At 60.9% G+C, this 14,384-nt stretch carries 13 protein-coding genes and 2 pseudogenes; 10 read left to right on the top strand and 5 right to left on the bottom strand.

Annotated features, from left to right (window positions below):
• Positions 1-46 precede the first annotated feature (46 nt).
• The 5 genes and pseudogenes from FFR93_RS41355 to sbmA all read left to right on the top strand — a co-directional run.
• A pseudogene (locus tag FFR93_RS41355) lies at positions 47-180 on the top strand (GIY-YIG nuclease family protein); the annotation flags it as partial.
• A gap of 266 nt (positions 181-446) precedes the next feature.
• A complete protein-coding gene (locus tag FFR93_RS09020; RefSeq protein ID WP_138392978.1) occupies positions 447-1,508 on the top strand; it encodes an LLM class flavin-dependent oxidoreductase in 1,062 nt (353 codons plus the stop codon).
• Between the two features lie 82 nt (positions 1,509-1,590).
• Positions 1,591-2,349, top strand: coding sequence for a type I methionyl aminopeptidase (gene map / locus FFR93_RS09025; RefSeq protein ID WP_064705813.1), 759 nt, complete (start codon positions 1,591-1,593; stop codon positions 2,347-2,349).
• 269 nt (positions 2,350-2,618) lie between these two features.
• Positions 2,619-3,833, top strand: a complete 1,215-nt coding sequence (locus FFR93_RS09030) for an MFS transporter (protein WP_138392980.1) — start codon at positions 2,619-2,621, stop codon at positions 3,831-3,833.
• Positions 3,834-4,051: 218 nt separating this feature from the next.
• A complete protein-coding gene (gene sbmA, locus FFR93_RS09035; RefSeq protein ID WP_138392982.1) occupies positions 4,052-5,317 on the top strand; it encodes a peptide antibiotic transporter SbmA in 1,266 nt (421 codons plus the stop codon).
• 53 nt (positions 5,318-5,370) lie between these two features.
• On the opposite strand, the gene FFR93_RS09040 is transcribed toward sbmA, so the two are convergent.
• The gene (locus FFR93_RS09040; protein ID WP_138392984.1) at positions 5,371-6,360 is read right to left on the bottom strand and encodes a polysaccharide deacetylase; all 990 of its coding nucleotides are present in this window, start codon (positions 6,358-6,360) and stop codon (positions 5,371-5,373) included.
• Positions 6,361-6,481: 121 nt separating this feature from the next.
• Here FFR93_RS09040 and FFR93_RS09045 point away from each other — a divergent pair, with 121 nt between their 5' ends.
• From FFR93_RS09045 to FFR93_RS09060, 4 genes and pseudogenes are all read left to right on the top strand, one after another.
• Entirely contained in the window at positions 6,482-7,066 is a 585-nt protein-coding gene (locus FFR93_RS09045) for an NnrU family protein (RefSeq protein WP_138392985.1), read from the top strand.
• 104 nt (positions 7,067-7,170) lie between these two features.
• On the top strand, positions 7,171-7,854 hold the full coding sequence (locus FFR93_RS09050; RefSeq protein WP_138392987.1) for a tetratricopeptide repeat protein: 684 nt from the start codon (positions 7,171-7,173) through the stop codon (positions 7,852-7,854).
• A 16-nt stretch (positions 7,855-7,870) separates the two neighbouring features.
• Complete coding sequence (gene der / locus FFR93_RS09055; RefSeq protein ID WP_064705807.1) at positions 7,871-9,292, top strand: ribosome biogenesis GTPase Der; 1,422 nt, start codon at positions 7,871-7,873, stop codon at positions 9,290-9,292.
• A gap of 189 nt (positions 9,293-9,481) precedes the next feature.
• Positions 9,482-9,754: pseudogene (locus tag FFR93_RS09060) on the top strand (alpha/beta hydrolase fold domain-containing protein); the annotation flags it as partial.
• 7 nt (positions 9,755-9,761) lie between these two features.
• Here FFR93_RS09060 and FFR93_RS09065 read toward each other — a convergent pair.
• Positions 9,762-10,943 (bottom strand): glycosyltransferase family 1 protein, encoded by a 1,182-nt coding sequence (locus FFR93_RS09065; RefSeq protein ID WP_138392988.1) that lies wholly within the window; start codon positions 10,941-10,943, stop codon positions 9,762-9,764.
• Between the two features lie 237 nt (positions 10,944-11,180).
• Positions 11,181-12,221: a glutamine synthetase beta-grasp domain-containing protein gene (locus FFR93_RS09070; RefSeq protein ID WP_038690487.1), complete on the bottom strand. Its 1,041-nt coding sequence runs from the start codon at positions 12,219-12,221 to the stop codon at positions 11,181-11,183.
• Positions 12,222-12,650: 429 nt separating this feature from the next.
• Here FFR93_RS09070 and gstI point away from each other — a divergent pair, with 429 nt between their 5' ends.
• On the top strand, positions 12,651-12,842 hold the full coding sequence (gstI, locus tag FFR93_RS09075) for a glutamine synthetase translation inhibitor GstI (protein ID WP_064804193.1): 192 nt from the start codon (positions 12,651-12,653) through the stop codon (positions 12,840-12,842).
• 82 nt (positions 12,843-12,924) lie between these two features.
• Here gstI and FFR93_RS09080 read toward each other — a convergent pair whose 3' ends face one another.
• Positions 12,925-13,848 (bottom strand): sugar kinase, encoded by a 924-nt coding sequence (locus tag FFR93_RS09080; protein WP_138392989.1) that lies wholly within the window; start codon positions 13,846-13,848, stop codon positions 12,925-12,927.
• A gap of 183 nt (positions 13,849-14,031) precedes the next feature.
• Positions 14,032-14,373: a hypothetical protein gene (locus tag FFR93_RS09085; protein WP_064705804.1), complete on the bottom strand. Its 342-nt coding sequence runs from the start codon at positions 14,371-14,373 to the stop codon at positions 14,032-14,034.
• Positions 14,374-14,384 lie beyond the last annotated feature (11 nt).

The raw sequence follows: 14,384 nt of genomic DNA on the forward strand, positions 1-14,384 counted from the left end.
TCGTTGACTTAAAATTCAATTTTGACTAGGCCCCATGTCGACGCGGCTAGTGTGGTTCGAGGAGCATGATCTGCTCACAACGGCGATCACACGGGAGAAGACGATCAGAAATGGCCGCGACAGTTGAAGCTCAATCTGATCGAGCGAAAGAATCCCGAGTGGGAGGACATCTCCTTTCACTTCTCGGTCAATGATGAGTCCCTCGTCGCGCGGACGCGCGACTACTGGATTCCTGTGCTTGTCACAGGAATCCAGCGGCGCCATGTCCATGGCGCAGGGACTGTCCGTACAATGTTCGCTTTGTTAGATGTCTCTGAAGGTGTCCATCGAGTTCGTGAAAACTGCCGCCGCCTATCAAGATTCTCGAACAATCCGTTCCACAAATTGTGTTTGCGCTCCATCACCGCCATCCTTATCTCCGGATCGAGTTCAACAGGATGCCGACGATGGAACTGGGCCTTTACACATTCGCCGATGTCAATCCCAATGCCTCCCGCAGCAAGGGAGTGGAAGGGGCCGAACGGCTGAAGCATCTGATCGAGGAGATCGAGCTTGCCGATCAGGTGGGCCTCGACGTCTTCGGGCTCGGCGAACACCACCGGCCGGATTATGCGGTGTCGGCTCCCGCCGTGGCGCTGGCGGCGGCGGCCGTTAAGACCAAGAACATCCGGCTGACCAGCGCGGTCACCGTGCTCTCCTCCGACGATCCGGTGCGTGTGTTCCAGCAGTTTTCGACGCTTGACCTCATTTCCAACGGCCGTGCCGAGATCATGGCAGGGCGTGGTTCTTTCATCGAGTCCTTCCCGCTGTTCGGCTACAATCTCGAGGATTACGACCAGCTTTTCGAGGAAAAGCTCGACCTGCTTCTGGCGCTGACCGACAACGAGATCGTCTCTTGGAAGGGTGAGCTTCGCGCGGCGATCAACGGACGCGGCGTCTATCCGAGGCCGCTGCAGGATCCGCTGCCGCTGTGGGTCGCGGTCGGTGGCACACCGCAGTCGGTGGCGCGCGCCGGCGCGCTCGGACTGCCGGTGGCGCTCGCGATCATCGGCGGCGAGCCGCGCCGTTTCGCGCCGCTCTTCGACCTCTACCGGGAGGCCGCGCGCCGGGCAGGGCAGGATCAGGCGAAGCTGAAGACCAGCATCAATGTCCATGGCTTCATCGCCGACACCACCGAGAGAGCCGCCGACCAGTTCTACGGGCCGCAGGCCGAGGTGATGAACCGTATCGGCCGCGAGCGCGGCTGGGGACCGACGAGCCGGGCGCATTTCGATCTGTCGCGCGGGCCGAACGGCGCGCTCTTCGTCGGCGATCCTGAGGCGGTCGCGGAAAAGATCATCGCCCATCACTCGATATTCAAGAACGACCGCTTCCTGCTGCAGATGGCGATCGGCCTGATGCCGCATGATCAGATCATGCGCGGCATCGAGCTCTACGGGACGAAAGTCGCGCCGATCGTCAGAAAGGCATTGACTGAAAGGGGCGAAGGGGCGAAAGCCACGGCTTAACCAGCGCAACCCCTCAGCGCGTCCTCCCGGATGCGCGCTCTAAGACGGCCGCGGCCGTCCCGCGCAAGGCCGGAAGAGACGAATGGTAATCGCAAACGACGATGAACTGACAAAGCTCAAGGAGATCGGCCGGATCTGCGCCAACGCCATCCAGGTCATGGCGGCGGCGATGGAGCCCGGCATGACGACGCTTGAGCTCGACCGGATCGGCCGTAAGGTGCTCGAGGATTCCGGCGCGCGCTCGGCGCCGGAGTTCTGCTACCAGTTTCCCGGCGCCACCTGCATCAGCGTCAATGAAGAAATCGCCCACGGCATTCCAGGCGCGCGTGTCATCCAGGCCGGCGACCTGATCAATATCGACGTCTCGGCGGAAAAGGACGGCTTCTTCGCCGACACCGGCGCTTCCTTTGCGATGCCCCCGGTCAAGCCGAGGATCGAACGCCTCTGCCGCGACGGCAAGCGGGCGCTCTGGGTGGGGCTCAATCAGGTGAAAGCGGGCGAGCCGCTTGCGAAGATCGGCACCGCCGTCGGCGCTTTCGCGCAGAAGAACCGCTACACGCTGGTCGCCAATCTTGCGAGCCACGGCGTCGGCCGCTCGCTGCACGAGGAGCCGGCCGAGCTCTCGACCTGGCCGGACCCTTCGGAAAAGCGTGTGATGACGGATGGCCTCGTCTTCACCGTCGAGCCATTCCTTTCGCTCGGCGCGACCTGGGCCGAAGGCGGCGACGATGCGTGGACGCTCTATGCCGATCCCAAGGCGCCGACCGTGCAATTTGAGCACACGGTGGTTGCGACGCGGAATGGACCTGTGATCCTGACCTTGCCTGATGGGCGGGTGTAGGGTCGGGTTCGGCAGAGCGTTCTTTTCGTTTGAGCCCTCTTCCTTCATTCATCCGGATGTGGCTCTCTTGCAGGCTGCGCGCATCGTCCTGCGTCGGGGATTACTACCGCGGCATCCTCTAAAACTCCTCAAGCTGAGGTGCGCAGCCCGTAGGGCGAAGCCTCGAAGCACGCCGCAACGCCGCTCCTTGCATTCGTCGAACCTAGGGCGCTCACCTCATCCATCGACTTTCGCGGAATTGATCAATCGATCAGAAATAGTCGTTTGCGATGCCGGTGCTGCAGCGCGATAAGCGCTGCATGCTTTCTCGCCCACCCAATTCTTCACAAAACCTCATCGCTACCGCCGCTGCCGGCGCCGTCGCGATGGCGGCGGCAATGGGCTTCGGGCGCTTCTCCTACACGCCGATCCTGCCCGGCATGATGAGCGGCGTGCCGCTTTCGGCGGCGGATGCCGGCTTTATCGCGTCGGCGAATTTCGTCGGTTATCTTGTCGGCGCCGTGCTTGCGGCCTATGGCTGGGCGGCTGGGCGCGAACGGCTGGTGGCGCTGCTGGCACTGCTTGCTACCGCCATTCTTCTCGCCGCGATGGCGGTTACAGAGTCCGTCGCCGTCTTTGCGGTCATCCGGTTCCTGGCCGGCCTTGCCAGCGCCTTCGCCATGGTTTTTACCTCATCGATCGTGCTCAGCCACGGGGCTGCTGCCGGCAATGACCATGTGCAGGCCGCGCATTTCGGCGGACCGGGGGCGGGCATCGCGCTTTCCTCGGTCATGGTGCTGCTGATTGGTCTCGGCTTTCACGACGGGCCGGGCGGCTGGCGCGCCGATTGGATCGGCGGGGCGATCTATTGCGCGGTAAGCCTTGCCATCGTCTGGTGGCTCTTGCCCAAGGAGCCGGCGCAATCGGCGCGAGCGGGCAAGGAACCGGCGCTCAACTGGAACCGGCCTATGGTGCTCGTCACGCTGTCCTACGGCCTGTTCGGCTTCGGCTACGTCATCACGGCAACTTTTCTCGTCGCCATCGCGCGCCTGTCCGCAACGGGAGCCTTCGTCGAGTTTCTCTGCTGGTTCATCGCCGGGTTGACGGCGGCGGTGGCGCTGTTTGCCTGGAAGCCACTGGTCAGGCCGCTCGGGCTTGGTGGCGTCTATGTCGTGGCGCTTCTCATCGAGGCCGCTGGTGTGCTCGCCACTGTGGCACTGCCGCCTTCGGTGGCGCCACTGATCGGCGGTGCGCTGTTCGGAGCGACGTTCCTGGCGATCACGGCCTACGGGCTGCAGATCGGCCGCAAGCTCTCCCCCGAGAGCCCACGGCGGATCCTGGCGATGATGACGGCTGCCTTCGGCGTCGGCCAGATCGTCGGACCGGTCGTCGCGGGCTGGATCGCCGAACGTTCAGGCAGCTTCACCGTGCCGACAGTGGTCGCTGCCGCAGCGCTTCTTGTCTGCGCAGCGCTCGTGATGCCGGTCATCAGAAAAATCGCGTAGCGCAGTCGGCTTTTCGCAGAACCACGCCATTCTTTGTCTCTGCGCAATTGCGGGCGGAGAAAGCGCCACGCACTTTTCCTGGAATTGCTCTGGCCGGTTACATCTCCGTAACAATGGGCCTAAGCCATTGCTGCTTCCTTCGAACTGCCTTAGTTTCCGGCACAATCAGTGTTCCGCGACACTCCCGAGACTCACAGTTCAGGAAAGCAAAGCCCCCCGTGTTTCATTCGTTTTTTCCCCAGCCCAAGGCATTCTTTTCTTCGCTTGTTGTTTGGACGCTGATTTCCATTGCCGGCTGGTATCTCTTCGCCGCCGGTCTCGGCCTCTCTCTCGGTTTCACACCGGTTCCTGAGGATCAGCAGCCGATCGACCTCTCGTTTTTCCTGCTGCCCGAAAACGTCTGGTTCTACAGCTATTTCTTCTTATCCGCGGTAATCTTCTGCGGCGCGTGGCATCTGAAAGCGCTGCACCATCCCTGGAAGCTGTGGTCGATCTGGGGCTCGGCGCTGATCATCTTCGTGACTTATTTCGGCGTTCAGATCACCGTTGTGATCAACAACTGGCGCCGGCCGTTCGGCGATCTCCTGCAGAATGCGCTGTCGAAGCAGCCAGGTATTACCGTCGACAATTTCTACGACCTTATGTGGGTCTTCTGTCAGATCGCATTTCTCAGCATGTTCGTGTCGATCATGACCGACTTCTTTACCAGCCATTACATATTCCGATGGCGCACGGCGATGAACAATTTCTACATGTCGAAGTGGGAAAAGCTTCGTCATATCGAAGGGGCTTCGCAGCGCGTCCAGGAAGATACGATGCGTTTCTCGAGCACACTCGAAGGTCTCGGCATCAGCCTCATCAACTCTGTGATGACGCTCGTGGTTTTCCTTCCGATCCTTCTGGCGCTCTCGCACTATGTGACAGCATTGCCGGTGATCGGGCCTCTGGCGAATTCGCTGTTTTGGCTGGCGCTGTTCTGGTCGGCCTTCGGCACGCTGCTGCTGGCAGTAGCCGGCGTAAAGTTGCCTGGCCTGAACTTCCGCAATCAGCGCGTCGAAGCAGCCTATCGCAAGGAACTCGTCTATGGCGAAGACCACGCCGACCGAGCCCAACCGCTGACGGTCAGGGAGCTTTTCGAGAACGTTCGGCGCAACTATTTCCGAATGTACTTCCACTACATGTATTTCAACGTCGCGCGCTATTTCTACATTCAGGCGGATGCGCTTTTTGTGGTCTTCATGCTGGTGCCGACGATCGTGGCGGGGGCCATCACTTACGGGGTCTTCCAGCAGATCTCGACCGCCCTCGGCCAGGTGAGCAACTCCTTCCAATATCTCGTCAATTCCTGGACGACGATCATCGAACTGCTCTCCATCCATAAGCGCCTCAAGGCCTTCGAGGCGGCCATCTATGATGAACCGTTGCCGGAGATCGACCAACGTTATCTAGAGCGGGAAGGGGGCGTTGTGCACGCTGATGGTTGATGGGTAAGCCCCTCGCTGGACCACGGCACCGCCTCTCATTCCAAAAGCTCTTCTCAGAGACCTGACACTCGCTGCAGTTTCCCGCGTGCCTCAATCATCGGAACCGCTTCGGAATAGCTTACACAGGCCACGTCAGCCCGATGGCAGACGTCGCTGACGAGGCGGTCCAGCGCGCGCCAGTAGGCGCCGCCGTTCATCTCGACGAAATGGAAGCCGAGTTGGAGAGGGATGCGGTCGCCGCTGTACTGACGGTCGAAGGCCTGGGAGAAGGCGGCGTAGGCGCGGTCCTCGAACTCCTTCGAATCCGCCCTGTCCTCCTTACCCTTGGAGTGGCGGACGAAGAGATTGTAGTCCATGCCGATGATCGGCTTTTCGTTCGGGCCTTCGGGAATCAGGGGGAGGCCGAAACGGATGATGCCGTCTTCCTCCACAGGCATGGCCGGGCCTTTGGTCACAAGGCTCGCATCATAAGTGAAACCGGCCTTCTTCTCGGCGGCGATCATGTCGGCACCCGCGGTCGCGGAGAGATAGGGAGCGCGGAAGCCCTTGATGCCATGATCGACCAGATCCTGCCAGCCGGCCGGCTCATCGAGGCCGACGCTCTTCCAGGCATTTTTCAACGTGGCATGGAAGGTCGCGTATTCGGCCGACCAGTCGGCCTCACTCCATAGGCGGCCGTCGAAATGGCCGCAGGCATGGCTTGCCATGTCGTGGCCTTCGAGATGGGCATGCCAGATATTGCCCAGGCGTTCGCGGATCTCGTCGTCGCTTTGGGCAAAACCGATATTGGATTTTCCGCTTTTCTGGTGCGGCGCCTGATAGGCCTTCTTGGCCGCCTCGTTCATCAGGAAGGTGCAGGAAAGGAAGTAGGTGAAATGGGCGCCAGTCCTGGCAGCCATTTCGCGGCTTTTCAGCCAGAGCGCATTGTCGTGGGCGCCGTCGAAGGAGATGATGACGAGCTGCTTCGGCCGGTCGGCCGCCTCTGCCGCCGCAGGAAGAAAAAGGGAGGCAACCAGACAGGAGGCGAGGAAAAGACGAGACATGAGCACCGCGACAATTTGTTCGCGGTTTCCCTCCGACAGAATTGCGGCGAAGCTGCGGTGTTACTGGCATTTTTTCGCGCAAGTCGCTAAGCCATGACAAACTGCACGGAAAGGGCGCGCAATGACATTGCTTATCGTCGGCATCATACTTTTCCTCGGCGTGCATCTGGTACGGGTGGTGTCGCCCGGCTTTCGCCGGTCGATGATCGCAAGCCTCGGCGAGAAGGGCTGGCGGGCAGCCTATTCGATCGCGAGTCTGGCGATGCTGATCCTGTTGATCTACGGATTCGGGCAGGCGCGTCAGGTGACGGGCATACTTTACAGTCCGCCGGTCTGGACGGCGCATATCGCCATCACGCTGATGCTGATCGCGATGATCTGTCTGGTCGCTTCGCTGTTGCCGGCGGGGCATATAGCAACCAGGACGAAACATCCGATGGTGCTGTCGGTGAAGGTCTGGGCGCTGGCGCATTTGCTCGCCAATGGCGAGACGTCGTCGGTTCTGCTGTTTACGGCGTTTCTTGCCTGGGGCGTGATCGTGCGCATTTCGCTCAAGCGCCGCGAGCGGGCGGGGGAAATCACGCTCCGGCCCTTCGTCTCGGCCAAATACGACCTCTATGCCGTCGTCATCGGCATCGTCGCCTGGGCGCTGATCATCTGGAAGCTGCACGAATGGCTGATCGGTGTTTCGCCGCTTGTCGTGTAACGAATCTTTCACATCCCCCTTACAACAGCGGCAAAATGGAGTAGAAGGCCGGGCAATGTGCATTTTGCGCAAAGTTATGGGTATATCCGCGGCCGGAGACGAGAATGGCATTTAACGACGACAGCTTCATCCGTGAGGTCAATGAGGAATTGCGGTCCGACCAGATGAAGGGCGTCTGGCGCCGGTTTGGCCGTTATATCATTGTCGTCGCCATCCTGATCGTCGTCGGCACCGCCGGCAAGGTGCTCTACGACTATTGGGACGACAACCGCTCCTCCGGCGCCGGCGATCAATTCCTGGCGGCGATGAAGCTTGTCGACGAGAACAAGAACGATGAGGCCTTGGCCGCGCTCGGAAAGCTGGAGAAGGAAGGGCATGGCGCCTATCCGGTGCTGGCGCGTATGCGGGCCGCGACCGTCCAGGCGCAGAAGGGCGATACTGGCGCGGCGATCGCCGCCTTCAACGAGATCGGCAAAGACAACAGCGTTCCTGCTGCGGTGCGTGATGTCGCCAAAATGCGCGCGGGCTGGCTGCTGATCGAGAACGGCTCGTATGAGCAGGTTTCGGCCGCGATCGAAGAAATGGCCGTGCCGAGTAACGCCTTCCGCCATTCGGCGCGGGAAGCACTTGGCCTGGCCGCATACAAGGCCGGCAACGTGGCGCAGGCGCGGCAATGGTTCCAGTCGGTCGTCGACGACACCGGCAGCCCGCGCCCTGTTGCCAATCGCGCTCAGATGATGCTTGATCTTATTACCGCGTCCGGCAAGGCGCCCGCCGCGCAGGGCTGAGTTTTAAGGAAAAACAATGAGTTTCACGGTCGCCATCGTCGGTCGTCCGAATGTCGGCAAGTCGACGCTTTTCAACCGCCTGGTGGGCAAGAAGCTTGCGCTGGTCGATGATACGCCCGGCGTGACACGCGACCGCCGGCCGGGTGATGCGCGGCTGATGGGCCTGACCTTTACGATCATCGACACGGCCGGTCTGGAAGAAGCTCACGAGGAAAGCCTGCAGGGCCGGATGCGCGCTCAGACGGAAGCGGCAATCGACGAGGCCGATCTTTCGCTATTCGTCGTCGACGCCAAGAACGGGCTGACGCCCGTCGATACCGCTCTTGCCGAAATGCTGCGCCGGCGCGGCAAGCCGGTGGTGCTCGTCGCCAACAAATCTGAAGCGCGTGGTTCCGACAGCGGCTTCTACGAAGCCTATACTCTGGGGCTGGGCGAGCCAACGCCGATTTCGGCCGAGCACGGGCAAGGCATGCTCGATCTGCGCGACGCGATCGTCGAGGCGATCGGTAAAGACAGGGCCTACGCCAAGGAGGATGTGGCGGTTACCGATGTCGACATCCCCCAGAGCGAAAGCACGGCCGACGGCGAGGACGAAGAGCCAGCCTATGATGAAACGAAGCCTCTGCGGGTGGCGATCGTCGGCCGGCCGAATGCGGGCAAATCGACGCTGATCAATCGCTTCCTCGGCGAGGATCGGCTTTTGACTGGTCCGGAGGCGGGCATCACGCGTGATTCCATTTCGGTGGAATGGGACTGGCGCGGCCGCACCATCAAGATGTTTGATACTGCCGGCATGCGCCGCAAAGCGCGGGTGACGGAGAAGCTGGAAAAGCTTTCGGTGGCCGACGCGCTGCGCGCCATCCGCTTCGCCGAAACCGTTGTCATCGTCTTCGATGCGACGATCCCGTTCGAGAAGCAAGACCTGCAGATCGTCGACCTCGTGCTGCGCGAGGGCCGCGCGGCCGTGCTTGCCTTCAACAAGTGGGATATGATCGAGGATCGGCAGGCGGTACTTGCGGATCTCCGCGAAAAGACCGAGCGGCTGCTGCCGCAGGCGCGCGGCATCCGCGCCGTGCCGATCTCCGGCCAGACCGGCTGGGGCCTCGACAAGTTGATGCAGTCGATCATCGATACCGACAGGGTCTGGAACAAGCGCATCTCAACGGCGAGGCTCAATCGCTGGCTGGAGACGCAGCAGATCCAGCATCCGCCACCGGCCGTTTCCGGCCGCCGCATCAAGCTGAAATATATGACGCAGGTTAAGGCTCGCCCGCCGGCTTTCATGATTTCCTGCACCCGCGCGGACGCGCTGCCGGAATCCTATACGCGATACCTGATCAACGGCTTGCGCGCCGATTTCGACATGCCGAGTGTGCCGATCCGCATCCATTTCCGCTCGCCTGACAATCCGTACGAGTCGAAGAAAAAACGGACGTAAGGTTAGAGGCGCTGGCTGGCGTCGCTATACTTGGACCCCCCTCTGTCCTGCCGGACATCTCTCCCACAAGCGGGAGATCGACTTGGAGATGGAATCTCCCCAAGCAATTGATGTTGGAATGAGTGGGTCCGCCCAGCCAATCTCCCCACCTGTGGAGGAGATGCCGGCAGGGCAGAGGGGTGGCCTCAGCGCAAGGAGCCCACAGCTTCGCCGCTGCAGGCGTCGCTGGAGCAGTTGAACGGCCTGCCGCCAGCGCTCGTTATCGTCGACGAAAACGACGTGTTGCGTGACGAGGGCGAGGCCTATGCCCGCAAGCTCAGCCAGGCCGGCGTCAAGGTTACGTCAATGCGTTACAACGGTACGATCCACGACTTCGTGCTGCTGAATGCCATCACCGAAACGCCTGCCGCGCGCAGCGCCATTGCGGTCGCGAACGACACGCTGCGCAATGCCTTTCACAAGCAAGGGATCAGTCTGCAGATGGGAGAGGCCCGGCGGTATCGCCGGGCTTTCTGCTTCTTGGGAGCGACTTGGCGAATTGCCAGGCCTTCCTCCATTTCGGCGTGATGACCCCATTGGCAGCGCGAATATTGTTGATGAATTGCTGCGTCGCCGCTTCCCAGGAATATTGCATGGCAAGCTCTCGCGCCTTGGTGCGCGAGGCGGAGAGGGCGGCCAGGCAGGCGGCGCGCAGGTCGGCGTCGAGTGCCCCGACCTCGCTGTCCTCGCCGAGGATATCGAGCGGGCCGGTGACCGGGTAGGCGGCGACCGGCACGCCCGATGCCAAGGCTTCGAGAATGGTGTTGCCAAAGGTATCGGTGAGTGAGGGAAAGACGAAGACATCGGCCTGAGCATAGATTTTGGCCAGATCCTCGCCGAATTTCACTCCGGTGAAATGTACGTTGGGGTAACGCTGCTCCAGCTCTGCGCGCGCCGGACCATCGCCGACGACGACCTTGGAGCCCGGCAGGTCGAGGTCGAGAAATGCCGGCAGGTTCTTTTCCAGCGCCACGCGCCCGACCGTCATGAAAATCGGGCGAGGCAGACCAAGCGGCTCCGGCTCAAGCGGCATCGGATGGAATTGCGTGGCGTCGATGCCGCGGGTCCAGGGCATCAGGTTCTTGATGCCCCTTGCCGACAATTCGCGGGCAAGGCTTGGCGTCGCCACCATGCAGCCGGCGCCGCCGTTGTGGAACCAACGCACGAAGGCATAGAGCCAGCTCTGCGGGATCGGCAGGCGGGCAGAAACATATTCCGGAAAGCGCGTGTGATAGCTGGTGGAGAAAGGCATGCGCTTGCGCAGGCACCAGCGGCGGGCGGTCAACCCCAGCGGACCTTCGGTGGCGATATGCACATAAGACGGATTGTGCTTTTCGATCTCGCGCGCGACGCGGCGGTAACTGGCGATCGAGAGACGTATCTCCGGATAGGTCGGGCAGGGAATGCTGTTGAAGCGCTCCGGCGTCACCATCGCAACCTCGACACCCATTTTCGCCAGTTCGCGATTGGTGTTCTCGATGGAGCGGACGACTCCATTGACCTGCGGATGCCAGGCGTCGGTGACGATCACCAGCCTTTCCGGCAGGTTTCCGGCGGCTGCAGCATTGGCCCAGCTCTCGCCGCTATAAGTATTTGCCGGACGTTGCAGCATGTCACGATTTCCATCCGCGTCGCGATGATCTGGCAACGCTCTACCCCTTAGCGGGGTTCCGGAATGGCGATTCCCGCCTCTTTATTTTGAGGCATGAGCATGATGGAAATATTACAGCCCTGCATGAACGGTTACAGGAGCTTAACGCCGTAAAGCCGGCAATTATGTCGGCGGGAGAAAGCCTCACAGCCTTAAAAAGAAACGGCGCCGGCGGGGAGGCCGGCGCCGCTTGGGAGGTTAAGCGGCAGCGGAAGCCGAACCGGAGAGCGGAACTTCCGAGATCGTCTTCAGAACCTGGGACGCGATCTGGTAGGGGCAGCCCTGCGAGTTCGGACGGCGATCTTCCAGATAGCCCTTGTAGTCGTTCTTGATGAAGGAGTGCGGTACGCGGATCGAAGCGCCACGGTCTGCAACGCCGTAGCTGAACTTGTTCCACGGAGCCGTCTCGTGCTTGCCCGTCAGGCGCTTGTCATTGTCCGGGCCGTAGACGTTGATGTGGTCCATCAGGTTCTTTTCGAACTGGGCCATCAGCGCCTCGAAATAAGCCTTGCCGCCGACTTCGCGCATGTACTTGGTCGAGAAGTTGCAATGCATACCCGAACCGTTCCAGTCGGTGTCGCCGAGCGGCTTGCAATGATACTCGATGTCGATGCCGTATTTTTCGGTCAGGCGCTGCAGGAGGTAGCGCGCCATCCAGATCTGGTCGGCGGCCTTCTTGGAGCCCTTGCCGAAGATCTGGAATTCCCACTGGCCCTTGGCCACTTCGGCATTGATGCCTTCATGGTTGATGCCGGCAGCGAGGCAGAGATCGAGGTGTTCCTCGACGATTTCGCGGGCGACGTCGCCGACGTTCGAATAGCCGACGCCGGTGTAGTAAGGACCCTGCGGAGCCGGATAGCCCTGCTCGGGAAAGCCGAGCGGACGGCCGTTCTGGTAGAAGAAATATTCCTGTTCGAAGCCGAACCATGCATCTTCGTCGTCGAGGATGGTGGCGCGGGCGTTGCTCGGATGCGGCGTGACGCCATCGGGCATCATGACTTCGCACATGACGAGAACGCCGTTGGTGCGGGCCGGGTCAGGATAGATGGCGACGGGCTTCAGCACGCAATCGGAGCTGCGGCCTTCGGCCTGCATCGTCGACGAACCGTCGAAGCCCCAGAGCGGAAGCTGTTCCAGCGTCGGGAATGCGTCGAATTCCTTGATCTGCGTCTTGCCACGCAGGTTCGGTACCGGAGTGTACCCATCGAGCCAAATATACTCGAGCTTATATTTTGTCATCGTGACTCTCTCAATGCTACGAAGGTGAGCAAATCCGGAGGCGATTTCGACGCGTAAGCGCGTCCGGCCGCCAGGGGATGCACTCGTTGAAGCATGTAGCGTGCCAGTTTGGCAGCCGATGGAAGAAAATTACAAGCCGGTCGATAGGCGCGCATTTTCTTTTGCCGAAATCCGGCCTTCAGGAAGGCTGAACGCCTTATCATCCCGAAGGAAAGGGTTTTTTCGCTTCGGAACCGGATGAAAATATCGGCGTTACGCTGTCGTGATGAAGTGTTGAACAAATAGGCGGGAAGCTCTTGATCAGGACAGCATAGAGATCAATCACCCTTTGGTAGAGCATATATTTTGTGCAATTTGCATAAACTATGTGCACTATGCTATGGTCGCAGTCCTGATGTCGATGCGCCGAACGGAATGGAGGCGATCTCAATGCCCACCGGTTTCCATCGTGAATCCGCGACGATCTACCAGTTTCCCGTCAAGCCGACGCGCGCCGCAAACCGGTTCGAACGCGCCAGGCTGATGGAGCGCGAGGCGGCTGATGTCTGCGATGCGGCGCTCGATAGCTGCTGGTATCATGACGAGGCGGTTCGCGAGACAGATCGGCCGACGAAGTCCTGATTCTTGTGCCTTAACGGGCAAGAATGCCGATAGGCGGGGAGCGCTCGCGCATGGCATACCTGCGGGGACGTCATGCGCGGGCTCAGCCGCCGCTCAACCCAAGTTTTTCTCTTGGAACCAATGCCCCATGTTCGCTGACGACGCGAGCCGCAACGCCTGCGGCGAAGCGGGCGGCGGCCGGCGCGTCCTCGCTATCGAGGTATCGTGCGAGGAAGGCACCATTGAAACTGTCGCCGGCGCTGGTGGTGTCAACGACCTTCTCGACCTTTTCGGCCGGAACGAAGGTTTCCTCTCCGGCGAAATTCAAGGTGACACCGTCCGCGCCATTTTTGACCACGACGTTGAGGGCGCCTAGCGCGCGGTAGCGATGGACTGTCGCCTCGATGGAATCGTCGCCGAAATGGGCGGCCTCATCGTCAAAGCTCGGCATGACGAGCACGGAGGAGCGGGCGCCTTCACTGATCGTCGTATGCATTACGTCGTAACTCGACCAGAGGCGAGGACGGATGTTGGGGTCGAAAACCACGAGCTTGCCGACGGCCTTGGCGCGTCGGATCTCGGCGAGAAGCGTTGCGGCATCCTCCTGCGGCAGGATGGCAAGGGTGATGCCGGAGAAATAGATGACATCAGCGGCTTCCACCGCCTCGCGCAGATGGTCAGGATCGGCAGCGAGGCTACGGGCCGCGGAACTGTCGCGCCAATAGCTGAAGGATCGTTCGCCGTTCTTCAGGTTGATCATGTAAAGGCCCGGCGTCCTGCCTTTGATGCGGCGGATGAGGCTCGTGCCGATACCCGCCTCGGCGATGAAGGCAGCCATCTCGTCCGACATGGCGTCGTCGCCAAGCGCGGTGAAATAATCGACCGACCAATCGGCGCCAAGGCAAGCGCGGGCATACCAGGCGGTGTTGAAGGTGTCGCCGGCAAAGCCCTTGCGCAGCAGGCCGTCGCCGGCCTGCGAGAGCTCCACCATGCATTCACCGATCGACAGAAACCGTCTTCCGTTCACCTTGTCCTCCCGGCATCAGAGCGCTACTGATGTAACAGGCTGCTCTATCGCTTTGAATTGACGCTTCATCCGCTGATACGCGGAGCGGGGCGGAGTGACAAGCTCGATGTTGCGCGCGCTATTCCGACAGGAACGGAAAGCCGCCTTCGCGCGCAAGCGAAGGCGGGCGCCGGCAAAGGATCTTTATTCGTGAATCGTGTAGCTTCCGAGCGCGCAAAGATCCTGCGTGTCTTCGGTGGTTTCGAGATCCGAGTCTTCGTCGAATTCGAAGCGCATGTCATATTTGCAGACGGTACGGCCATCGGCGATGGTGATGTTCGCGGTTTCGCCCGGATTGAGGACGTTCTCGCCGAACACGTCTTCCTCCCAGTTGTCGATGCCCGCCGGCGAGCTGTAGAAGCGGGTCAGCACGGAATTGGTTCCGTTGGTGAGCTGGAACTTCAGATCCTCGGCACGCGAGGGCATGGCGGAGGCCGAGACGATCGAGACCGCAAGTGCGATAGATCCCAATACTTTCGATTTCATGTATGCGTTCC

Origin of the sequence: Rhizobium sp. MHM7A (assembly GCF_005862215.1) — a bacterium.
Lineage (GTDB): Bacteria > Pseudomonadota > Alphaproteobacteria > Rhizobiales > Rhizobiaceae > Rhizobium > Rhizobium bangladeshense.